21 protein-coding genes are annotated in these 22,556 nt (G+C 66.2%); 13 read left to right on the top strand and 8 right to left on the bottom strand.

Annotated elements, in window-relative coordinates; genetic code table 11:
- Positions 1 to 53: 53 nt before the first annotated feature.
- On the bottom strand, positions 54 to 1,514 hold the full coding sequence (locus tag ACLIJ1_RS09805) for an NAD-dependent succinate-semialdehyde dehydrogenase (RefSeq protein WP_411365325.1): 1,461 nt from the start codon (positions 1,512 to 1,514) through the stop codon (positions 54 to 56).
- Between the two features lie 130 nt (positions 1,515 to 1,644).
- Positions 1,645 to 2,730 carry an ABC transporter permease subunit gene (locus ACLIJ1_RS09800; RefSeq protein WP_411365324.1) on the bottom strand — a complete coding sequence of 362 codons (1,086 nt, stop codon included), beginning with the start codon at positions 2,728 to 2,730 and terminating at the stop codon, positions 1,645 to 1,647.
- A 204-nt stretch (positions 2,731 to 2,934) separates the two neighbouring features.
- Here ACLIJ1_RS09800 and ACLIJ1_RS09795 point away from each other — a divergent pair, with 204 nt between their 5' ends.
- Positions 2,935 to 3,855: a LysR substrate-binding domain-containing protein gene (locus ACLIJ1_RS09795; protein WP_411365323.1), complete on the top strand. Its 921-nt coding sequence runs from the start codon at positions 2,935 to 2,937 to the stop codon at positions 3,853 to 3,855.
- Positions 3,856 to 3,859: 4 nt separating this feature from the next.
- On the opposite strand, the gene ACLIJ1_RS09790 is transcribed toward ACLIJ1_RS09795, so the two are convergent.
- Positions 3,860 to 4,855, bottom strand: a complete 996-nt coding sequence (locus ACLIJ1_RS09790) for a helix-turn-helix domain-containing protein (RefSeq protein WP_411365322.1) — start codon at positions 4,853 to 4,855, stop codon at positions 3,860 to 3,862.
- A 158-nt stretch (positions 4,856 to 5,013) separates the two neighbouring features.
- On the opposite strand from ACLIJ1_RS09790, the gene ACLIJ1_RS09785 reads away from it, so the two are divergent.
- The 7 genes from ACLIJ1_RS09785 to ACLIJ1_RS09755 all read left to right on the top strand — a co-directional run bounded on the left by ACLIJ1_RS09785 (position 5,014) and on the right by ACLIJ1_RS09755 (position 12,449).
- Positions 5,014 to 6,534, top strand: a complete 1,521-nt coding sequence (locus tag ACLIJ1_RS09785; protein ID WP_411365321.1) for an APC family permease — start codon at positions 5,014 to 5,016, stop codon at positions 6,532 to 6,534.
- Between the two features lie 33 nt (positions 6,535 to 6,567).
- Positions 6,568 to 7,851: an aspartate aminotransferase family protein gene (locus ACLIJ1_RS09780; RefSeq protein ID WP_411365320.1), complete on the top strand. Its 1,284-nt coding sequence runs from the start codon at positions 6,568 to 6,570 to the stop codon at positions 7,849 to 7,851.
- The gene (locus ACLIJ1_RS09775) at positions 7,848 to 8,801 is read left to right on the top strand and encodes a homoserine kinase (RefSeq protein WP_411365319.1); all 954 of its coding nucleotides are present in this window, start codon (positions 7,848 to 7,850) and stop codon (positions 8,799 to 8,801) included. The genes ACLIJ1_RS09780 and ACLIJ1_RS09775 overlap by 4 nt, the downstream gene beginning before the upstream one ends.
- Before the next feature lie 141 nt (positions 8,802 to 8,942).
- The gene (locus ACLIJ1_RS09770) at positions 8,943 to 10,634 is read left to right on the top strand and encodes an AMP-binding protein (protein ID WP_411365318.1); all 1,692 of its coding nucleotides are present in this window, start codon (positions 8,943 to 8,945) and stop codon (positions 10,632 to 10,634) included.
- A 91-nt stretch (positions 10,635 to 10,725) separates the two neighbouring features.
- On the top strand, positions 10,726 to 11,124 hold the full coding sequence (locus ACLIJ1_RS09765) for a hypothetical protein (RefSeq protein ID WP_411365317.1): 399 nt from the start codon (positions 10,726 to 10,728) through the stop codon (positions 11,122 to 11,124).
- Between the two features lie 10 nt (positions 11,125 to 11,134).
- On the top strand, positions 11,135 to 11,653 hold the full coding sequence (locus ACLIJ1_RS09760; protein ID WP_411365316.1) for a sigma-70 family RNA polymerase sigma factor: 519 nt from the start codon (positions 11,135 to 11,137) through the stop codon (positions 11,651 to 11,653).
- Between the two features lie 10 nt (positions 11,654 to 11,663).
- Positions 11,664 to 12,449 (top strand): anti-sigma factor family protein, encoded by a 786-nt coding sequence (locus ACLIJ1_RS09755; protein ID WP_411365315.1) that lies wholly within the window; start codon positions 11,664 to 11,666, stop codon positions 12,447 to 12,449.
- Between the two features lie 26 nt (positions 12,450 to 12,475).
- Here the strand turns inward: ACLIJ1_RS09755 and fghA are convergent, their stop codons facing one another.
- From fghA to xdhC, 4 genes are all read right to left on the bottom strand, one after another.
- Positions 12,476 to 13,342: an S-formylglutathione hydrolase gene (fghA, locus tag ACLIJ1_RS09750; RefSeq protein WP_411365314.1), complete on the bottom strand. Its 867-nt coding sequence runs from the start codon at positions 13,340 to 13,342 to the stop codon at positions 12,476 to 12,478.
- A 1-nt stretch (position 13,343) separates the two neighbouring features.
- Positions 13,344 to 14,450 (bottom strand): S-(hydroxymethyl)glutathione dehydrogenase/class III alcohol dehydrogenase, encoded by a 1,107-nt coding sequence (locus ACLIJ1_RS09745; RefSeq protein WP_411365313.1) that lies wholly within the window; start codon positions 14,448 to 14,450, stop codon positions 13,344 to 13,346.
- Positions 14,451 to 14,516: 66 nt separating this feature from the next.
- On the bottom strand, positions 14,517 to 15,713 hold the full coding sequence (locus ACLIJ1_RS09740; RefSeq protein WP_411365312.1) for a urate hydroxylase PuuD: 1,197 nt from the start codon (positions 15,711 to 15,713) through the stop codon (positions 14,517 to 14,519).
- Positions 15,714 to 15,890: 177 nt separating this feature from the next.
- Entirely contained in the window at positions 15,891 to 16,724 is an 834-nt protein-coding gene (xdhC, locus tag ACLIJ1_RS09735) for a xanthine dehydrogenase accessory protein XdhC (protein WP_411365311.1), read from the bottom strand.
- Between the two features lie 128 nt (positions 16,725 to 16,852).
- Between xdhC and ACLIJ1_RS09730 the strand changes: the two genes are divergently transcribed.
- A complete protein-coding gene (locus ACLIJ1_RS09730; RefSeq protein WP_411365310.1) occupies positions 16,853 to 17,383 on the top strand; it encodes a hypothetical protein in 531 nt (176 codons plus the stop codon).
- An 89-nt stretch (positions 17,384 to 17,472) separates the two neighbouring features.
- Here the strand turns inward: ACLIJ1_RS09730 and uraH are convergent, their stop codons facing one another.
- Positions 17,473 to 17,826 carry a hydroxyisourate hydrolase gene (gene uraH, locus ACLIJ1_RS09725; RefSeq protein WP_411365309.1) on the bottom strand — a complete coding sequence of 118 codons (354 nt, stop codon included), beginning with the start codon at positions 17,824 to 17,826 and terminating at the stop codon, positions 17,473 to 17,475.
- Positions 17,827 to 17,897: 71 nt separating this feature from the next.
- Here uraH and ACLIJ1_RS09720 point away from each other — a divergent pair, with 71 nt between their 5' ends.
- From ACLIJ1_RS09720 to ACLIJ1_RS09705, 4 genes are read left to right on the top strand one after another with little or no spacing between them, the layout of a single operon-like run.
- Positions 17,898 to 18,566, top strand: coding sequence for a GntR family transcriptional regulator (locus ACLIJ1_RS09720; protein WP_411365308.1), 669 nt, complete (start codon positions 17,898 to 17,900; stop codon positions 18,564 to 18,566).
- Positions 18,563 to 19,513: an allantoinase PuuE gene (puuE, locus tag ACLIJ1_RS09715; protein WP_411365307.1), complete on the top strand. Its 951-nt coding sequence runs from the start codon at positions 18,563 to 18,565 to the stop codon at positions 19,511 to 19,513. The genes ACLIJ1_RS09720 and puuE overlap by 4 nt, the downstream gene beginning before the upstream one ends.
- 10 nt (positions 19,514 to 19,523) lie before the next feature.
- Complete coding sequence (gene uraD / locus ACLIJ1_RS09710; protein ID WP_411365306.1) at positions 19,524 to 21,299, top strand: 2-oxo-4-hydroxy-4-carboxy-5-ureidoimidazoline decarboxylase; 1,776 nt, start codon at positions 19,524 to 19,526, stop codon at positions 21,297 to 21,299.
- 7 nt (positions 21,300 to 21,306) lie between these two features.
- Complete coding sequence (locus ACLIJ1_RS09705; RefSeq protein ID WP_411365305.1) at positions 21,307 to 22,554, top strand: M20 family metallopeptidase; 1,248 nt, start codon at positions 21,307 to 21,309, stop codon at positions 22,552 to 22,554.
- Positions 22,555 to 22,556 lie beyond the last annotated feature (2 nt).

Below are 22,556 nucleotides of genomic sequence, written 5' to 3'. Positions count from 1 at the left end.
GCCGGGCCGCAGGTGTTGCCCCTTGAGGGGCGGAGCGCCAGCGACGGGGGTGGTCAAAAAGGTGCGCCGACGGTGATGGTCTTCACCTCGGTGTAGTGCGTGATGCCCTCGGCGCCCTGCTCCTGACCGAGGCCGCTTTCCTTGTGGCCGCCGAAGGGCAGCTCGGGCTGCGAAACGCCGAAGTGGTTGATGCCGACCATGCCGGCCTCGATGCCTTCGCCCAGGCGGTGCGCGGTGTGCAGGTCGCGCGTGAAGGCGTAGGCGCCGAGTGCGTAGGGCAGCGCGTTGGCCTGCTCGATGGCAGCGTCCAGCGAGTCGTAGGGCTGGATCACGGCGATCGGGCCGAAGGGCTCCTGCTGCATCACGCGGCTGCTGGCGGGCGCATCGGCGAACACGGTCGGTTCGAAGAAGAAGCCGGGCCGCGCCACACGGTGCCCGCCGGTGAGCAGGCGTGCGCCCTGACCCACCGCGTCGTCGACGAAGCGCTCCATGTCTTCGATGCGGCGTGCGTGGGTCAGTGGCCCCATCTGTGTGGCGGCGTCCAGGCCGGAACCCAGCTGCAGCTTCTGCGCGGCGGCGGCGAAGCGTTCTCCGAACACCGCCAGCTGGGCCCGCGGCACGTAGAAACGGATCGGCGAAGCGCAGACCTGGCCGGCGTTGCGGTATTTGGCGGTGACCGACTGCTTGAGCACGAAGTCCAGGCCCGCGCCTTCGGCCATGTCCTCGGCGACGATGACCGGTGCGTGGCCGCCCAGCTCGCCGGTGAATCGTTTGACGTGGCGCGCGGCCTGCTCGCCCAGCAACTTGCCCACGGCCACCGAGCCGGTGACCGAGACCTTGGCGATCTCGGGCCGCTCGATCAGGAACGACGAGACCAGCGCCGGATCACCCCACACCATGTTGATCGCGTCGGCCGGCACGCCGGCGTCGAGGAAGCAGCACACCAGCAGCATGGCGCTGCCCGGCGTCTCTTCGGCCGGCTTGAGCACCACGCTGCAGCCTGCGGCCAGCGCACTGCCGAGCTTGCGGCTGGGCAGGTTGACCGGGAAGTTCCACGGCGTGAAGGCCGCCACCGGGCCAACCGGCACGCGCTGCACGGTATGCGAGAGCACCCCGTCGACGCGCGGCGCGACGGTGCGGCCGTAAAGGCGTTTGCCCTCCTCGGCCTGGAAATCGATGATGTCGGCCGAGAGCAGCACCTCGCGCTTGGCCTCGGCCAGCGGTTTGCCTTGCTCCATCGTGAGCACGGAGCCGATCTCGCCGGCCCGCTGGCGCAGCAGTTCGGCCGCGCGGCGCAGGATGACGTAGCGGTCGTGCGGGCGCACGCGGCGCCATTGCTCGAAACCGCGCCGGGCCGATTCGGCGGCGGCCGCGAGTTCGGCCGGGCCGGCCAACGGCAGCATGGCCAGGGGCTCTTCGGTCGCGGGATTGACGACAGGGCGTTCACCGCCCGAGCCTTGGGTCAGCCATTGGCCGGCCACATGCAGGGAGAGAGGGGGGTAGGAAACAGTCATGCCTGCACTGTGCCGGTCACCCCCTTCTGTGCGTGATCGGAAATGCGCAAACCGCACTTACGGGTTTACCCTGAAGAACGCCCGCCGCGTTCTCGCCCTCTGCGGGCGGCGCACATGGGCCGGACCCACTTCAGCGAGCCGCGGCGCCGGTCTGCGCGGGATCCGGAGACGGCCACAGCCCGCTGGAGCGCCACAACATGGTCAGGACCATGGCGACAGCGATGGTCAAGGGACGCATGACTCCGGCATTGAATCGGCCTGCCGACATTTCCTGCAAGGGCACCACCACGTACCGCAGTACTTCCGGGAGCGCAGCCAGAACCACCGCGCCCAGAATCACACCGCGGATATGTCCCATGCCGCCAAAAACGACCATGGCAAGAATGAGCACCGACTCCTGCAGGGTAAAGGCCTCTGGCGACACGAACCCTTGAAGCGAAGCAAACATGACGCCCGAGACACCGCCAAAACTCGCGCCGACGCCGAACGCAAGCAACTTCAGGTTCCGGCTGTTGATGCCCATCGCAGTGGCCGCTGTTTCATCGTCGCCGATGGCCCTCCAGGCGCGACCGATGCGGGACGCCTGCAGGCGATGGCTGACGAAGATGGCGGCAAACACCAGCAGCAACAGAAGATAGAAGTACTGGGTGATCGGGGCAATCTGGTGCCCACCCAGGTTCCACGACCGCCCGATGGCGATCCCGAGGATGGAGCCATTGTCGAACTGGCCGATGCCTTTTGCCCCATTGGTGATGTTGACGGGACGATCCATGTTGATGATCAGCAGGCGAACAATCTCCCCGAAGCCCAGCGTCACCACAGCCAGGTAGTCCCCCCGCAGCTTCAAGGTCGGTGCACCCAGCAGCATGCCGAGCAGCGCTGCAAGCACCGCCGCAAGGGGAATGACGACCCACAAAGGGGTGTGCAGGCCCCCCGGCGACCACGCCGCGATCCAGGCGATCTGCTCTGTCAGGTGCGGCGAGGTGAGCAAAGCAAAGAGATAGGCGCCCAGCGCATAGAACGCCACATAGCCCAGGTCGAGCAGTCCTGCATAACCCACGACCACGTTGAGGCCCAAGGCCAGCACCACATACAGCAGACAGGCGTCCGCGACCCGAACCCAGTGCAGGCCCACGGCTTGAAGCGCCAGGGGCAGCATGAACAGAAGCGCCGCCAGACCTGCACGGCGAACCAACGTCCTTGACGAGGAAGTCATGCGCCAGAGGTCCGCAGGTTCTCTTGCATGACTCTCCATGGGCCACGGACATGGGCAGGAACAGATGGATCGGTGTGCATTGGGGAGGGCGCTGCGTCAAATGACCCGAGGGTAGACTGATCTGCATCCATCAAAAACACGCCGTCCCTCCTTTCATTGCGGAACAAAACGCTGGAATCAAAAACGCCAGAGCCTGGAAACCGAATGAACAAAATCAACGGCATTCAAGCCTTCGTCAAGACCGCAGAGCTTGGGAGCTTCGTGGCAGCAGGAAGGGCTCTTGAGATTTCGGCATCCGCGGTGGGAAAGGGCGTGGCCCGGCTGGAACAGGAAGTCGGCGTGCGACTCTTGCAGCGCAGCACCCGGCGGCTTCAACTCACCGCCGAAGGGCACCTGTTTCACGAGCGCTGCCGCCGCATCCTGGATGAACTCGACGACGCTCAGGCCATGTTGTCCCGATCCAGGGAAGCGCCACGCGGCAAGCTCAGGGTCAGCGCACCCGTCGTGGGGTACCACTTTCTCGTCCCCGTCCTGCCAGAGTTCCTCCACCGCTACCCCGACGTGGAACTGGATGTCAATTTCACTGACCGCGCCGTCGACCTGATCCACGAGGGCATTGACGTCGCCATCCGCAGTGGCGACCTGCCCGACTCCCGGTACGTCAGCCGTCCATTGCAGAGGTTCCGGCTGCTGCTGTGTGCAACGCCAGCGTACCTGAACCGCCATGGCGTGCCGGCCTCCATGGAAGAAATGAAGGAGCACGCCTGTGTCCGGTTTCGGCATCCCGACACCGGCAAGCTCCTGGACTGGCCGCTGCGCGAAGAATGGGCTGGTCGCCCGTTGTCGCTGCGCACCGTCCTGGCCTGCAACAACATTGAAGCCGTTTTCAACGCGACGCTGCGCTCCATCGGCATCGCTTGCCTGCCTGATTTCCTGGTGAGAGACGCGTTGGCGGAAGGCCAGCTCGTGAGCGTGCTGGAGCACGAAATGGGTCCCGGCGGTCAGTTCAAGGCGCTTTGGCCTTCCAGCCGGCACCTGTCACCCAAGGTGCGTGTCTTTGTGGATCACCTGGGAGCGCGACTGAACGCCTTGGAGCAGTGCACATCTGACAACGCCCCCTCCTGAGCACTCACTGCCGTGGCTTGCGCGCCCGAGCCAAAGTCTCCGACGGCAGCTCGAAGAAGTGCTTCTTGTAGTCCAGCGAAAACTGCCCGAGGTGCCAGAACCCCCAGCGCGCCGCGACGTCCTGCACCGTCGCCCCCGGCCCCGCCTCGCGCAGACCGCGCCGCACGCCATTGAGGCGCAGCGCCCGCAGGTACTGCGTGGGCGAAATGCCCAGCACGTCCTGGAAACAGTAGTTCAGCTTGCGCCGGCTCGCTCCCACCCGGCTGCACACCTCCAGGATCGAGGGTGGCTCGTCCGGGTTGGCCATCATCAGCTCACAGGCCTTGTCCACCATGCGCTTGCGTCGCGCCAGCGAGTCCAGATCCGAGATGTCCACGCTCGGCGGCAGGGCCTCGATCCATTCGATCAGGATGTCGTCGCGCAGCTGGTTCAGGGGTGAGGCGTCGGTGAAGTGCTGGGCCAGCGCGAGCGCCTCCTTCAGCGCCTGCTGGTGCTTGCTGCGTAGCGCGGCTGCGCTCTCCGGCGTGGGCAGCAACTCGACCTGACGCTCCAGCCAGGTGGCAAGCGGCTTCTGGTACATGTGCTCCCAGAGCCGGTTGAGCAGGCCACGCTCGACCGTCAGGGCGATCAGGTGGTGCTGCGGTGGCGTGATGAAGTCGATTTCTCGCCCGCTGCCGCAGAGGATGGCGTCCATGTGGACCTTGCGTCCATCGAAGTACACATCCGCGGTGGGCGCCACCGACATCGCAAACCCGTAGACCTGCTCGCCCAGCCGCCCGCGCTGGCGCAGCGCCAGGCTGGTCTTCTCTTCGGTGAGGCGCACCCCGTCCAGTTGCACCAGGGACAGTTCGCCACGAAATCGGCCGCTGGACAGCTGCTCGTAGTGCAACACCCAGCCAGCCTGGGCGGCGGCATGGGCGTCCATGTCGAAGGTCAGCAGGGACTGGGCCCAGCCAGGTGCCTCTGCGTCTTCGTGGGCCTCGGCAAAGGGGTCACTCATGGCGCGCAGCGTAGCAGCAGCAAAGCCGATTGGGAGAAACCCGGACAACATCGTGCGCAGTTTTGATAACCCGTTCGGCGACCCATCCCTAGCATCCGTCCACCCTGACTCCAAGGCCAGTGGCACCGATCACACCGCACAACGACGAGGAACAGCCCATGAAATCCGCCTCCACTTCATCTTCACCGTCCGGGCCTACCCCGGGCGCCGAGCAGTCCCTGCGTTCCGGACGCCTGGGGGTGATCGGCATCGTCTTCTTCGTCGTCGCCGCCGCCTCGCCGCTGGTGGGCATGACCGGTGCGCTGCCAGCCGCCATCCTGCTGGGCAACGGCGCTGCCGCTCCGGGCGCCTATCTGCTCGCCGGCCTGATCCTGTTGCTGTTCAGCGTGGGCTATGCCGCCATGAGCCACCAGGTCACCAACTCCGGCGCCTTCTTTGCATACATCGGGCGTGGCATGGGGCTGCACCTGGGAGTCGGTTCGGCCTTCGTGTCCCTGCTGGCCTACCTGGCGATCCACCTGTCCATCTTCGGCTTCTTCGGAGGTCTGATGGCCGAGCAGGCCGGGGGCCTGCCCTGGTGGGGATGGTCCCTGCTGGCCTGGGGAGCGGTGACCTGGCTGTCGCTGCGCAGCGTCGACGTGGGTGCCCACGTGCTGGGCCTGCTGATGGGGCTTGAACTCCTGAGCCTGGTGGTGACGTCGGTCGCGATCTTTGTTCATGGTGGCCCGGAGGGATGGAATTTCGCGGCTTCCTTCAGCCCGGCCAACATCCTTGCGGGAGGTCTGGCGGGGTCTGCGGGCATCGCCCTGGCGTTCGCGTTTGCCTCCTTCGTGGGCTTCGAGGCCACCGCCATCTATGGCGAGGAATCGATCGACCCCAAACGCACCGTGCCGCTGGCGACGTACGTCGCGGTGGTGCTGATCACCGTGCTGTTCGCCTTCACGTCGTTTGCGGTGGTGAGTGGCCTCGGCGCAGGCAAGGTGATGGACCGCGTGGTCGAGCTTTCTTCGGTGGACGGCGCTCCGCTGGTCAACCCCGCCAATGTGCTGTTCACACTGGCCAGTCAGTATGTGGGGGACTGGCTTTCTGCACTCATGAAGAGCCTGGTGCTCTCCAGCCTGTTTGCCGCCATGCTCGCGTTCCAGAACTCTGCCGCCCGCTACCTGTTCGCCCTGGGCCGCGGCGGAACCTTGCCGGCCGCCGTGTCCCGGGTCAATGGACGCGGCGCGCCTTCGGCGGGCTCGATCATTGTTTCCGTGATCACCGCGGCCGTGATTGCCCTCTTTGCGTTGGCAGGCCTGGACCCCATCCTCAACATGTTCTTCTGGTTCTCCGGCCTGGCGGTGGTGTCGATCCTGCTGATCGAGATTCTGGTCTGCCTGGCGGTGATCGCCTGGTTCCGCCGTGTCCCAGGCGACTCGAACATCTTCCAGTCGCTGATCGCACCGGTTCTCGCCACCATCGGCTTGTCTGTCGGTCTCTACCTCCTGTTGGCCCGGTTCGGACTGCTGACCGGGGCGGTCGCGGAAGGCATGGACCCGACGACCACCTCCTGGGCCATGAACAGCCTGGGCTGGTTCATGGCGCTGCTGCCCTTCGGCGTCCTGGTGCTGGGCTATTTCTTTGCGATCGCCCGCCACAAGGAAAACAAAGAGCTGATCCAGGACGTGATCTCCTGACGACTGCCTGGAATGATTGAACCGACACCCTCCATGAACGAAGCCGAACTGATCGAGAAGCGGCGGGCCCTGCTCGGGCCCAACGTCTCTACCTTCTACGAGCGACCGCTCCATATCGTGAAAGGGGAGGACGTGTGGCTCTGGGATGCCGACGGGCGCCGGTACCTGGACTGCTACAACAACGTTCCGCATGTCGGGCACTGCAACCCCAAGGTGGTGGAGGCCATCTGTTCCCAGAGTCGGCAGCTCAACGTGCACAGCCGGTACCTGCACGAGAACCTGGTGCGCTACACCGAGAGGCTGACGTCCACGCATGGCGGCGAACTGTCCAACGCCTTGCTCACCTGCACCGGGTCGGAGGCCAACGACATCGCTCTTCGCATGGCGGAAGCGATGACGGGCAAGCGCGGCGTGATCGCCACCGACGCCACCTACCACGGCAACACCAGCCTGGTCAGCCAGCTGTCCACCGGCAATGCGCCGAAATACGGCTACGGACTGGACCAGTACGTGCGCCATGTCGAAGCGCCCGACAGCCTGCGCATCGACGACCCCCAGGGGCTGCGGTTTGCCGCCAGGGTGCAGGAGCAGATTGCAGGGCTTGAACGGTCGGGCGTCGGGTTCGCGGCGCTGATCGTCTGCCCGCTGTTCCTCAACGAAGGCTTTCCGACCCAGGCCCCGGGCTGGCTGCGTCCGGCCGAGCGGGTGGTCCGCGAGGCCGGCGGCTTGCTGATCTGCGACGAGGTGCAGTCGGGGTTTGGCCGCAGCGGCAGCCACTTCTGGGCCTACCAGAAGCAGGGCGTGACTCCGGATGTGGTGACCATGGGCAAACCCATGGGCAACGGCTACCCGGTGGCAGGCCTGGTCACGCGGCCCGAGGTGATGGAGCGCTTTCGCGGCTCCTACCGCTACTTCAACACCTTTGGCGGCAACCCCGTGGCCTGCGCCGCCGCGATGGCGGTACTGGAAGAGATCGAGCAGCGGAACCTGCAGGCAAACGCCGCCAGGATCGGCGCCCTCGCCGCGAAGGCGCTGACGGGGCTGTCCGAGCAGCACGGCGTGATCGGTGACGTGCGCCAGAGCGGCATGGTCTTCGGCGTCGAGTTCTTGAAGGACCGGACCACGCTGGAACCCGCAGCAGCGCTGGCGGACCAGGTGGTCAACGCCATGCGCGAACGTGGCGTGCTGCTCTCCAAGCTGGGGCGCCACAAGAACACCCTCAAGATCCGGCCGCCGATGACCTTTTCGGAGGAACACCTGGGCTTGCTGGTACAGACGCTGGGCGAGGTGCTGGCCGAGCTGGCGCCTCAGACATGACGGCGCTTGCCCACCAGGCGGCCGCCGCATGGGGTCGCGGTCATGCGCACCTGCAGTTCGTGGCAGGCCGGGAGAATCACGTCTACCGGCTCTCCGATGCATCGGGTGACTACGCCCTGCGCATCAAGCGGCCCGGCTACCGACGGCGCGCGGAGGTGGAATCCGAACTGCAGTGGATGGCGGCACTGGACCTGGCTGGCCTCCTGGTGCCCAGACCGCTGACGTCGCTCGACGACCGCCTGCTCGAAGAAGTGGACGGTCATCTGGTGGATCTGCTGACCTGGCTGCCAGGGCGAACCCTGGGCGCGGTGCTGCAGGAAAGCTCTGCGCCCGCAATCGACGACCTCTTCCATTCCCTTGGGCAGCACATGGCGCGGCTGCACCAGGCTTCGGACGCCTGGACACTGCCGGCGGGCTTCTCGCGCGTGCGCTGGGACGCCGATGGCCTGCTGGGCGAGACACCGGTCTGGGGACGCTTCTGGGAACACCCTGGGTTGTCGGCCGAAGACCAGCGCCTGTTCGGGCACTTTCGGTCCACGGCAACGCGCGACCTTCAAGGGATACAGAACCGCCTCGACTTCGGGCTGATCCACGCCGATCTGGTCCGCGAGAACGTGCTGTTGCATGGAAATCGCATCGGATTGCTGGACTTCGACGACGGCGGCTGGGGCTACCGGGTCTTCGACCTGGCCACCACCCTGCTCAAATTCACGGAGTCACCTGGCTATCCGGTGCTCAGGGAGGCGCTCCTCAGAGGCTATCGGAGCGTGCGGCCGATAGACCTGGATACCCTCGACCTGTTCCTGGCCTTGCGGGCCGTGACCTACGTCGGATGGGTCGTGCCGCGTCTGGGCGAAGACGGCGCACCGGAACGCAGCCGCCGCTACCTGGCGACTGCCCGCGAGCTCTGCCAGCGCTACCTGTCGCTCCCACCAGGTACTGAACAGTGACCGGCGCCTCGTTGCGCCCTTGATCCAGGTCAGGGCTTTGCGCTGGACTGGAGCGCAAGCTCTAGAAAAAACGCGGGAAAGCCCGCTGCCCGTCTTCTGCTGTGGCCGGTAGATTGCGCGGCATTGATCTGGAGACATGTCTTGAGCAAAATTGCCCCCGAATTCCTCGCCCTGCAGCGCCTCTACCACTGGGAAAAGACTTCACCGACCCGCATTTCCCTCACCCAGCCCATGGGTGGCGGTGTGGTGAAAGACTTCACCTGGGCCCAGGTGGCCGACGAGACCCGCCGCATGGCGGCCTACCTGAAGGCCCAGGGATGGGAGCCCGGCAGCAAGGTCGCCATCCTGTCCAAGAACTGCGCCTGGTGGATGATGAGCGACCTGGCGATCTGGATGGCCGGGTACGTCTCGGTGCCGCTCTACCCCACGCTGGCGCCCGAAACGATCACCCAGATCCTGACCCACAGCGAGTCCAAGGCCCTGTTCGTCGGCAAGCTCGACGGATGGAAGCACATGAAGCCCGGCGTGCCCGCCGGCCTGCCCTGCATCAGCTACGCACTCTCTCCCGACGACGCCCGCTCGGCCTACGAGGGCTGGGATGCCATCGTGGCGCGCACCGCACCCATGGCCGAATCCCCCACCCGGGGCGAAGACGACCTGGCCACCCTGATCTACACCTCGGGCACCACCGGCATGCCCAAGGGCGTGATGCACTCCTTCGGCAGCTTCGCCTGGGCGCTGGACAAAGGGCTTTCGCGCATTCCGCTCACTGGCGAAGACCGCATGTTGTCCTACCTGCCGCTGGCCCACGTGGTGGAACGCATGCTGGTCGAACATGGCTGGTTGCGCACGGCCATGCGCGTGTGGTTTGCCGATTCGCTCGACACCTTCGCGGCCGACCTGCAGCGGGCGCAGCCGACCGTGTTTTTCTCGGTGCCGCGCCTGTGGGTCAAGTTCCAGCAGGGCGTGCACCACAAGATGCCGCCGGCCAAGCTCGACCGTCTGCTGGGCATTCCGATCATTGGCGGGCTGGTGCGCAAGAAGGTGAAAAAGGCGCTGGGCCTGGACCACTGCACGCTGGCGGCCGGCGGTGCGGCGCCGATGCCGATGGCGCTGCTGCAGTGGTACGCCAAGCTGGGCCTGCACATCAACGAGGGCTACGGCATGACCGAAAACCTCGCCCTCTCGCACATCACCGAAAACGGCAAGGCCCAGCAGGGCACGGTCGGGCCGGCCTATCCGGGCGTGGAGCACCGCATCGACCCCGAGACCGGAGAGATCCAGATGCGCAGCCAGGCGCTGATGATGGGCTACTACAAGGAGCCTGAAAAGTCCGCCGAGGTCTTCACCGCCGACGGCTGGCTCAGGACCGGCGACAAGGGCAGCATCGACGCCAAGGGCCTGCTGCGCATCACCGGCCGGGTCAAGGACCTGTTCAAGACCGGCAAGGGCAAGTACGTGGCCCCGGCACCGATCGAAGACAAGCTGGTGATGCACCCTGCGGTGGAGGCCTGCGTGGTCACCGGCGCCAACCTGGGTCAGCCGCTGGGCATCGCCATGCTGAACGCCGACGCAGTGGCCCAGGCTGCGGGCAGCGAAGGCCGCTCCACACTGGAAGCTTCGCTGACCGTCCACCTCAAGACGATCAACGCCACGCTGGACCCGCACGAGCGGCTGCAATGCCTGGTGCTGACGACCACGGCCTGGACCGTGGACAACGATGTCATCACGCCGACCTTCAAGGTCAAGCGCAACCGGATCGAGGAGCTCTACGCCCGGCACTACGAGCTCTGGGAAGCGTCGGGCAAGTCGGTGATCTGGGAGCGCGGTTGAAATATTTCGGGTGGGGGAGGGAATAAAGCGGGAGGATGGCGTGTTTACCGTGGGTCAGTCCGATTTTTCGACACCCTTTAGGAGCCCCCACATGACACGCACCACCTTCCAGCACACCACCGCCCTGCTCGCGCTCAGCGCCGCCCTGCTCGGCGGCTGCGCCAGCTCCGCCGGCAGCATGGCCCCCGCCGGGGTGATGGCCAGCAACGGCATGCTGACCGGCCCCAACGGCATGACGCTCTACACCTTCGACAAGGACGCGGCCGGCAGTGGCAAGAGCGTCTGCAACGGCCCCTGCGCCACCAACTGGCCGCCGCTGATGGCTGCCGGCGCCACGCCGTCGGGTGACTACAGCGTGGTGACGCGCGACGACGGCGCCAAGCAGCTGGCCTACAAGGGCAAGCCGCTGTACTACTGGGTCAAGGACAGCAAGCCGGGCGACAAGACCGGCGACGGATTCAACAACGTCTGGCGCGTCGCGGCCCCCTGACGCGCACGCCTTGGGACCGGAAGACACGCTGCCCCACATTCCCCGTCTGCGGCGCTATGCACGGCTGCTGACGGGGGATGCCACGCGCGCCGACGATCTGGTGCAGGACACGCTGGAGCGCGCCTGCCACAAGTGGACGCTGTGGAAGCCGCGCGCCGACGGCACGGGCCTGCGCGCCTGGCTGCTGTCGATGATGCACAACCTGCACCTCAACCAGGTGCGGGACCAAGTGCACGAACGCGAAGCGGTCGAGCTCGACGAGCTCAACGAGCCCAGCCACGACCCGTTCCGGCACACGCCCGAACGCATGGATCTGGAGCAGGCTCTCGCGCTGCTCAACCCGGTGCTGCGCGAGACCGTGCTGCTGGTCTGTGTCGAGGAAATGTCCTACACCGAGACCGCCCAGGTCATGGGTGTGCCGGTCGGCACGGTGATGTCACGCCTGTCACGCGGGCGCGAACAGCTGCGCCGGCTCACCAGCGGCGAGGCGTCCGCCACGACGGCCCCTCGCCTGAAAATCGTCTCCTGAACCTCGCGCCATGAAGCCCGATTCACCAACCCCTGTGACCGACGCCGAGCTGCATGCCTGGGTCGATGGGCAGCTTCTGCCCGAACGCGCCGAGGCCGTGGCCGCCTGGCTGCTGCAGCACCCCGACGACGCACGGCGCGTGCAGGACTGGCAGTCGCAGCGCCTGGGGCTGCAGGGTCTCCAGCGCGCCGTGCTGGAAGAGCCGGTGCCGATCGCACTCGCGCGCGCCACACGGCCACGCCGCCGGAGTGCCCTGCCGCAAGCGCTCGCCGCCAGCGTGATGCTGGCGCTGGGCTTTGCCGGCGGCTGGTGGGTGCACTCGCCTGGGGCGCCGGGCCCCACGTTGGCCAAAGCCGTGCCGGGTTTCGTGCAGGAAGCACGCACCGCACACGTTGTCTACCTGCCCGAGAAGCGCCACCCGGTCGAGGTCGGCGTGGCCGAACAGGCGCACCTGGTGCAATGGCTCTCGCGCCGCCTGGGTGTGCCATTGCAGGCTCCCCTGCTGCAGGACAAGGGCTTTGCGTTGATGGGTGGCCGCCTGCTGCCCGGACAGCAGGGCGAGGCGCGGGCGATGTTCATGTACGAGAGCGCGACCGGCGAGCGCGTCACCCTGCACATTTCGACCCTGGCCGAGGCCGCCGGGCGCGACCCGGCCGCGTTCCGTTTCACTCGCAGCGGCGAGACCGAGACCTTCTACTGGGTCGAAGACCGCATGGGCTATGCGCTCAGCGGCAACCTGCCGCGCGACACGCTGGCGGCGCTGGCCGACGTCGCCTACCAGCAGCTGCGGCCCTGACCGGCCGGCCCTGAGCGTTCGGCCACTCAGGCCAGCAGCGCCTGCGCGTGGTGGCGCAGGTGGTCGTCGATCACGCTGGCGATGAAGTAATAGCCGTGGTCATAGCCCGCGTGGCGGCGCAATGTCAGCGGCTGGCCGACCTGGGCGCACGCCGCCTCGAACACCTCGGGGTAAAGCTGCTCGGCCAGAAATTTGTCGGCCAGGCCCTGGTCGACCAGGATGCCACCGGGGTACGGAGCACTTGCCTGCGCGGCCATCAGCAGGCTGGCGTCGTGCGCGGCCCAGGTTGCTTCGTCCTGCCCCAGATAGCCCAGGAACGCCTTGTGTCCCCAGGGGCACTTCGTCGGCGCGCAGATCGGCGCCAGCGCCGAGACGCTGCGGAACACGCCAGGGTGGCGCAACGCCAGCGTGAGCGCGCCGTGGCCTCCCATCGAGTGCCCGGTGATGCCCAGCCGGTCACCGTCGAGCCCGAACTCCGCCACCACGCCCGGGATCAGATCCTTGAGCAGGTAGCTCTCCATCTGCCAATGGCCGGCCCAGGGGTGTTCGGTCGCGTCGAGGTAAAAGCCGGCGCCCACGCCAAAGTCCCAGTGGTGGTCTTCGCTGTCGATACCGGTGTTGCGCGGGCTGGTGTCCGGCATCAGGAGGGCCAGGCCCAGCTGCGCCGCCAGGCGCTGCGCGCCGGCCTTCATGGTCGCGGTCTCTTCGGTGCAGGTCAGCCCGGCAAGAAAGGTCAGCAGCGGCACCTTGGCACCGGCCAGCGCCTGCGGCGGCAGGAACAGCGCAAAGCGCATCGGCAGGCCGATCTCGTTGACCGAGAAGTGCTTGTAGAAACGCTGCACGCCGCCGAAGCTGCCGTGCTCGCTCAGGAGCTCCAGACGATCCAGAGCCATGTCAGAACTCGACCACCGACCGGATGGACTCGCCCCGCTTCATCAGCGCGAAGCCTTCATTGATGTCTTCGAGCTTGAGCTTGTGGGTGATCAGGCTGTCGATGTCGATCTTGCCTTCCATGTACCAGTCCACGATCTTGGGCACGTCGGTGCGGCCGCGGGCGCCGCCAAAGGCCGAGCCCTCCCATTTGCGTCCTGTGACCAGCTGGAAAGGACGGGTCGAGATTTCGGCGCCGGCCTCGGCCACGCCGATGATGATGCTGCGGCCCCAGCCCTTGTGCGTGCACTCCAGCGCCTGGCGCATCACCTTGGTGTTGCCGATGCATTCGAACGAGTAGTCGGCACCGCCATCGGTCAGCTGCACGATCGCGTCGACCACGTTGTCGACGTCCTTGGGGTTGATGAAGTGCGTCATGCCGAACTGGCGGGCCATGGCCTCGCGCTCGGGGTTGAGGTCGATGCCGATGATCTTGTCGGCGCCCACCATCTTGGCACCCTGGATCACGTTCAGGCCGATGCCGCCCAGGCCAAACACCACCACGTTGGCGCCCGCCTCCACCTTGGCGGTGAAGATCACCGCGCCGATGCCGGTGGTGACGCCGCAGCCGATGTAGCAGACCTTGTCAAAGGGCGCGTCCTCGCGGATCTTGGCCAGCGCGATCTCGGGCACGACGGTGTGGTTGGCGAAGGTGGACGTGCCCATGTAGTGCAGGATGGGCTGGCCGTCAATGGAGAAGCGCGAGGTAGCGTCGGGCATCAGACCCTTGCCCTGCGTGCCGCGGATCAGCTGGCACAGGTTGGTCTTGCGGCTCAGGCAGAACTTGCACTGGCGGCATTCCGGCGTGTACAGCGGAATGACGTGGTCGCCCTTCTTGAGCGTGGTCACGCCCGGCCCAACGTCCACCACGATGCCCGCGCCTTCATGGCCCAGGATGGCGGGGAAAAGGCCTTCGGGGTCCGCGCCCGAGAGCGTGTAGTAATCGGTGTGGCAGATGCCAGTGGCCTTGATCTCGACCAGGACCTCGCCGAATTTGGGACCTTGCAGGTCGACGGTTTCGATGGTCAGGGGTTCGCCGGCCTTCCAGGCCACGGCGGCGCGCGTTTTCATTCAGGGTCTCCAGAGCGGTGGAAAACCCCAAGCGTACTTCAGAGCGGGACGTTTCGCCGCCGGGCACTATTCCGTTTTGGCCCCTGCGTTGAACCACTGACCGATCAGCGCCCTCTCCTCGTCGGTGATGGCGGTGGCGTTGTTCATCGGCATGGTTTTCTGCACCACCGCCTGCTGGTAAACCATCTGCGCGTTCTTCTTGATCTCTGCAGGCGAATCCAGCCGCACACCCTTGGACTGCATCGCTTCACCGTGGCACATCACGCAGCGCTGCGCGAACACCGGCTGTACTTGCACGAAGCCGACTTCCTTGGGCGCTGTCGACGTCGCCAGGTTCGCCGGCTTGAGCCAGACGATCAGCGCGAGCAGCACGACCACGCCGACCGCGGCGTACTTCCAGGGGTGCGGATTGCGCCCCAGCTTGAAGCCGTGGCGCATGACGAAGAACTGCCGGATCGCGGCGCCGGCAAACATCATGCCGATCAGCACCAACCAGTTCTGCGGGTGCGAATAGGTGAAGCTGTAGTGGTTGCTCAGCATCGCGAACAGCACCGGCAGCGTGAAGTAGGTGTTGTGCACGCTGCGCTGCTTGCCACGCTTGCCGTGGATCGGGTCCACCGGCCGCCCGGCCTTCATGTCGGCCACCATGGTGCGCTGGCCGGGGATGATCCAGAAGAACACATTGGCGCTCATCGAGGTCGCGAGCATCGCGCCCATGAGCAGGAAGGCAGCGCGGCCCGCGAACATCTGGGTCGCCGCATACGCCGCGATGCACACCAGCACCAGCACCAGGGCGCCGACTTTGGCGTCGCCGTTTTCGCTCTGCCCCAGCGTGCGGCAGATCGCGTCATACAGCAGCCAGAACACCACCAGGAACGCCAGCGCCGCCGCGATCGCACCGCCTGGCGACCACTGCATCACCCGCGGATCGATCAGGTAGACGCTGGGGCTCCAGAGGTAGGACACCAGGAACAGCGCAAAACCCGACAGCCAGGTCGAGTAGCTTTCCCAGTAGAACCAGTGCAAGTGCTCGGGCAGCTTCGGCGGCGCACCAGCGAACTTGACCGGGTGGTAGAAGCCGCCGCCATGCAGCGCCCAGAGCTCGCCGCTCACACCGTCCTTTTTCAGCTGCTCGTCTTCGGGCGGCGTGAGGCTGCTGTCGAGGAAGACGAAGTAGAAGGAAGAGCCGATCCAGGCGATGCCCACGATCACGTGCAGCCAGCGCAGCAGCAGGTTGGCCCAGTCGAGCAGATAGGTTTCCATGGCACCTCAACACGTAGACGGACAGCCCGTCGTCAGGATTTTCGACTCACCACTGCGGGCGCTCTGAGCCGACTGAGGGCCGCGTAAAAGAGCGGCGTAACCCTGGGTTCCGCCACCCGCTCCGCTGCGACCGGATCGCCAAAGTGTATACAGTTTTTGCCCACAGATCGGGCAGGACTAACCCGCAGTTCCGCCCTGCACTACAAGCAACAACTGAGCCACGACCGAAGCAGCGATCACCGCGGGTTCCTTGCCTGTGATGCCGGGCAGGCCGATCGGGCAGGTCACTCTAGCCAGCTCGCCGCCATCGAACCCGCGCTCGGCCAGCCGCCGGCGAAACGTCGCCCACTTGGTCTGGCTGCCGATCAGCCCCACGAAGGGCAGATCGGCCGACCTCCGCTGCCGCTGCAGGCAGGCGGCCACCACATCCAGGTCCTCGGCGTGCGAAAAGCTCATGATCAGCACCAGCGCCCCTGTCGGCAGTTCACGCACAGCGTCCTGCACCGGGTCCGAGTGTTCAGCGCGGACGCGCTCCGACAGGCCGCCAGGAAACACTCCATCGCGGCTGTCGATCCAGTGCACCGAAAACGGGAGCGGATCCAGCGCGCGCACGATGGCCTGCCCCACATGGCCGCCACCGAACAGCGCCACGGGCACCAACGGCCGGGCCAGACGCTCACGCAGCGCACCGGTCAGGGCTGCCTGCACCGGCTCCAGCCCCAGCACCACCTCGCCGCCACAGCACTGCCCGAGGCTGGGGCCGAGCGCCACCCGGTACTCCTGCGCAGCATCGGCGCCGTGCGCCAGCACGTCTCGCGCACGCCGCAGGGCGTCCCATTCGAGGTGACCACCGCCAATGGTGCCGACCTGTTCCTCGGCCCAGACCGCCATCCAGGTGCCGGTCTCGCGCGGCACCGAGCCCCGCGTGCGCCGGACCGAAACCAGCACCGCCGGCTCGCGCTGCAGGCGGTGCAGGAAGATCTCCAGGTCCGGGTCGGGTGTGGCGTTCATGCCAAAAAATGCGTAATAAAGCGTCAGAACAAGGTGTGCCCCGCAGTATCGCCCCGGCCGCGACTTGGGCATGGCGACAAAGACCCATACACTGCATGGTTCGCACCGTATAAGACCGAAGGACAACCATGCCTACAACGTCTTCCCGCCTTCTCGAATCTCCGCGTCTGCTCGGGCTGGGTCTGGTGACCCTGCTCGCCGCTTGCGCCGCTCCTGTGGCCACGCCACCGCCCTCTTCGACGCCCGCCATGAGCCAGGCCCCGACCCCCACGCCGGCGCCGACCGCTGCCGCGAATGTCACGCCACCCTCCCTGGTGTCGAACGCCAGCACGCCGCGCGAGTACCGCCAGGACGGCGCACGCCACATCTACGACAAGTACGCGCACCGCATCTTCAAAGGCAAGATGCCGCCGCTGCTGCAGGGCGTGGGCACGATGCAGCTGGAGCTGGACCACCGTGGCGACATCGTCGCCCTGAACTGGATGCGTCCACCCAGCCACCCGGGCGCCAAGGCGGAAATCGAGCGGCATGTTCGCGAGGCGGCGCCCTATCCGGCCCCGGTGCGCATGGGCCGCGTGGTCTACACCGACACCTGGCTGTGGGACAAGAGCGGCAACTTCCAGCTCGACACGCTGACCGAAGGTCAACGCGATAGGTAGAGCAATCACCCCCGCGCCGCCTGCGGCGTCACCCCCTCAAGGGGGCGGCACTGGCGGCCCGGCGGAGCCGGTTCCGCGGTGCCTCTGGATCAGCTGCCGCGGTAGGTGGAGTAGCTCCACGGACTGACCAGCAGCGGCACGTGGTAGTGCTGGTCGGTGTGGGCTACACCGAAGTCCAGTGCGACGCGGTTGAGGAAGTTCGGCTCGGGCAAAGCCACTCCCCGGGCCGCGAAATATCCCTTCACGTCAAACACCAGCCGGTAGGTGCCAGCCCTCAGGCTGGCGTTGTCGTACAGCGGCCCGTCCGGGTTGCGGCCGTCGTGGTTCAGCGTGAAGCGCTTGACCAGGGTCGCTGCCTCTCCTTCGGTGGTGTAGAGCTCGACGCCCATGCCGGCGGCCGGGCAGCCGTGCATCGTGTCCAGTACGTGGGTGCTCAGGCCCATGGTGGTGTCCTCATCGTGTTTGGTCGACTGAAAGTGTATACACTTTTTGTTTTTCTGGATATGATGAATTCATGGAAACCTCCAGCACCCGCCAGATCGTCGAATCGCTGACCCGCGCCATCGTCGAGCACCGCCTGCATCCGGGCACCAAGCTGGCCGAACAGAAGCTGGCCGACCACTTCGGTGTCTCGCGCACCCTGGTGAGGCAGGCCCTGTTCCAGCTTTCCCAGAACCGCCTGATCCGCCTCGAACCCGCGCGCGGCGCCTTTGTCGCCGCCCCGTCGGTGGAGGAAGCCAAACAGGTGTTCGCCGTGCGCCGCATGCTGGAAGCGGAAATGACCCGCGCCTTCGTGCGCCAGGTCACCCCCAGCAAGATCAAGGCCCTGCGCGAGCACGTCGCCCAGGAGAAGCAGGCCGTCGCCAACCAGGACGTGACCGGGCGCACCGAACTGCTGGCCGACTTCCACGTGCGCATGGCCGAACTGATGGGCAACCACGTGCTGGCCGAACTCTTGCGAGAGCTGCTCTCGCGCTGCGCCCTCATCACCCTCATGTACCAGAGCACCAACGCCGCCGAGCACTCCAACGAGGAGCACGCCGACATCGTCAAGGCCCTCGCCGCCAAGGACGAAGCGCTGGCCGTGCGCCTGATGAATGAACACCTGCTGCATGTGGAGGAAGGCCTGACCTTCGACCGCAAGCTGCCCACGAACGACATCTCGATGGCTCTTTCCGCATGATCTACGACTCCACCGCCCCCTACCCGCGCGACCTGGTCGGTTACGGCCGCGACGTGCCCCACGCCCGCTGGCCGGGCAATGCACGGGTCGCCGTCCAGTTCGTTCTCAACTATGAAGAAGGCGGCGAGAACAGCGTGCTGCACGGCGACAAGGCGAGCGAACAGTTCCTGTCGGAGATGTTCAATCCGGCCGCTTTCGAAGCACGCCACATCAGCATGGAAGGCATCTACGAATACGGCTCGCGCGCCGGCGTATGGCGCATCCTGCGCGAGTTCGAACGGCGCGGCCTGCCGCTGACCGTGTTCGGCGTCGCCACCGCGCTGCAGAAGCACTCGGAACTGACCGCCGCATTCAAGGAACTGGGCTACGACATCGCCTGCCATGGCCTGAAGTGGATCCACTACCAGAACATCGACGAAGGCACCGAGCGCGCCCACATGGCCGAGGCGATGCAGATCATCCAGAACCTCACCGGTGAACGCCCGCTGGGCTGGTACACCGGTCGCGACAGCCCCAACACGCGCCGCCTGGTGGCCGACTTCGGCGGTTTCGAATACGACAGCGATTACTACGGCGAAGACCTGCCGTTCTGGATGAAGGTGCGCAAGACCGACGGCAGCGATGCGCACCAGCTCATCGTGCCCTACACACTGGACTGCAACGACATGCGCTTCGCGCTGCCGCAGGGCTATTCGCACGCCGACCCGTTCTTCCAGTACATGAAGGACACCTTCGACGCGCTGTATGCCGAAGGTGACCCGGAAGGCCTGGACCGGCCCAAGATGATGAGCATCGGCATGCACTGCCGCCTGCTGGGCCGCCCGGGCCGCATCACCGCGCTGCAACGTTTCCTGGACCACATCCAGTCGCACGACAAGGTCTGGGTGGCGCGCCGCCTGGACATCGCGCGGCACTGGAAGGCCACGCATCCGATGCCCACGGTCTGAGGAACTCGCCATGCCCCTGACCCTGGACCAACTCAACACGGCGCCCCTGTCCGAGGCGATGCAGATGCTCGATGGCCTCTACGAGCATTCGCCCTGGATCGCCGAACGCGCACTGGCGCAACGACCCTTTGTCTCGCTGGCGCAGCTCAAGCATGCGATGACGCGCGTGCTCGACGACGCTGGCATCGAGCCCCAGCTGGCGCTGATCCGCGCCCACCCGGAACTCGCCGGCAAGGCCATGGTGAGCAAAACGCTCACCGCCGAGTCGACCAACGAGCAAACCAAGGCCGGGCTGACGAACTGCACGCCCGAAGAGTTCGCGCACATCCAGCAGCTCAACGCCGACTACAACGCCCGCTTTGGTTTTCCCTTCATTCTGGCGGTGCGCGGCCCGCGTGGCACGGGCCTCTCCAAGGCCCAGATCATCGAAGCCTTCGAGCGCCGCGTACACGGCCACCCGGACTTCGAGCGCCAGGAATGCCTGCGCAACATCCACCGCATCGCCGAGATCCGTCTGAACGACAAATTCGGTTTCGAACCAGTGGACGGCCAGCAGGTCTGGGACTGGCAGGAGAAGCTGGCCCAGCACAGCGACGCCGGCTATGCCGAGAAGGGCCAGCTCACCGTCACCTATCTCACCGACGCGCACCGCGCCTGCGCCCAGCGCATCAGCCACTGGATGAAGGACTGCGGTTTCGACGAGATCGAAATTGATGCTGTGGGCAACGTGGTCGGCAGGTATCGGCCCGCCGCGCCCGATGCGAAATACCTGCTCACAGGCAGCCACTACGACACCGTGCGCAACGGCGGCAAGTACGACGGCCGCCTGGGCATCTTCGTGCCCATGGCCTGCGTGCAGAAGCTGCACGCGGCCAGCAAGCGCCTGCCCTTCGGCATCGAGGTCGTGGCCTTCGCCGAAGAGGAAGGCCAGCGCTACAAGGCCACCTTTCTGGGCTCGGGCGCGCTCACAGGCCACTTCGACCCGGCCTGGCTGGACCAGAAGGACGCCGACGGCATCACCATGCGCGAGGCCATGCGGCACGCTGGCCTGTGTGTGGACGACATTCCTCAGCTGCAGCGAGATCCGTTGCAATACCTGGGCTTCATCGAGGTACACATCGAGCAGGGTCCGGTCCTCAACGAGCTGAACCTGCCGCTGGGCATCGTCACCAGCATCAACGGCAGCGTGCGCTACCTCGGCGAGGTCATCGGCATGGCCAGCCACGCCGGCACCACGCCCATGGACCGGCGCCGCGACGCAGCCGCCGCGGTGGCCGAACTGATCCTGTACGCCGAGCAGCGCGCCGCACAGGACGGCGACTCGGTCGCCACCGTAGGCATGCTGCAGGTGCCCAACGGCTCGATCAACGTGGTGCCTGGCTCGTGCAAGTTCAGCCTCGACATGCGTGCGCCCACCAATGCGCAGCGCGACGCGTTGGCCAGGGAAGTGCTGGCGAAGTTGACCGAAATCTGCGAGCGCCGCAGCCTGCGCCACTCGCTGGAAGAAACCATGCGCGCCGCCGCTGCCCCCAGCGCGCCCGACTGGCAGTCGCGGTGGGAGCGTTCACTGGACGCCCTCGGCGTGCCGCTGCACCGCATGCCCAGCGGCGCGGGCCACGATGCCATGAAGCTGCACGAAATCATGCCGCAGGCCATGCTGTTCGTGCGTGGCGAGAACAGCGGCATCAGCCACAACCCGCTCGAATCCAGCACGGCCGACGACATGGACCTGGCCGTCAAGGCCTTCGCCCATGTGCTGGAACAACTGTCCACAGAACAACACTGACCCCAACATGACCACCGCACAACAGCAACTCGACGCCTGGATCGACGCCCACTTCGACGAAGAAGTGACCTTCCTGCAGGAACTCATCCGGGTCCCGACCGACACGCCACCGGGCAACAACGCACCGCACGCCGAGCGAACCGCCGAGCTGCTGGCGGCGATGGGTCTGACCGCCGAGAAACACGCCGTGCCCGAGGCCGAGGTGAAAGCCGCCGGGCTGGAAACCATCACCAACCTGATCGTGCGCCGCCGCTACAGCAGCGGCGGCCAGACCATCGCACTCAACGCGCACGGCGATGTGGTGCCGCCCGGCGAGGGCTGGACGCACGACCCTTATGGCGGCGAGATCGAAGACGGCAAGATCTACGGCCGCGCGGCCGCAGTGAGCAAGTGCGACATCGCGAACTTCACCTTTGCGATCCGTGCGCTGGAATCGCTGGGTCTTCCGCTCAAGGGTGGCGTGGAACTGCACGTGACGTACGACGAGGAATTCGGCGGCGAGGTCGGCCCCGACTGGCTGCTGAAGAAGGGCCTGACCAAGCCCGACCTGATGATTGCTGCCGGGTTCAGCTACCAGGTCGTCATTGCGCACAACGGCTGCCTGCAGATGGAAGTGACCGTGCACGGCGACATGGCACACGCCGCCATTCCCGACAGCGGCACCGATGCGCTGCAAGGCGCGGTGCACATCCTCAATGCGCTCTACAAGCTCAATGCCGACTACCTGAGGGTCACCTCGAAAGTTGAAGGCATCACCCACCCCTATCTCAACGTCGGCCTGATCCAGGGCGGCACCAACACCAACGTGATCCCTGGCAAGGTCGTGCTCAAGCTCGACCGCCGCATGATCCCGGAAGAAGACCCGGCCGAGGTGGAAGCAGCCTTGCGCAAGACCATCGTCGAGGCGGCCGGCAGCTTCCAGCCCCCGCGGGGTGGCCGCGCGATCAGCGTCGATGTCAAGCGCATCCTGCTGGCCCGCGCGCTCAAGCCGCTGCCCGGCAACCAGCCGCTGGTCGACGCCATCCAGAAGCATGGCAGCGAGCTGTTTGGCGAGACCATCCCTGCAGTGGGCACGCCGCTGTACACCGACGTGCGCATCTACGGCGAACACGGCATCCCCGGCGTGATCTACGGCGCCGGCCCGCGCACGGTGCGCGAATCGAACGCCAAGCGTGCCGACGAAAACCTGGTGCTGGACGACCTGCGCCGAGCCACAAAGGTCATCGCCCGCACCCTGCTCGACCTGTTGAACTGACC

It is taken from the genome of Hydrogenophaga sp. RWCD_12 (genome assembly GCF_046604225.1).
Lineage (GTDB): Bacteria > Pseudomonadota > Gammaproteobacteria > Burkholderiales > Burkholderiaceae_C > Hydrogenophaga.
The sequence above is the reverse complement of the archived record's forward strand: the minus strand, read 5'-3'. Positions and strand labels throughout refer to the sequence as shown.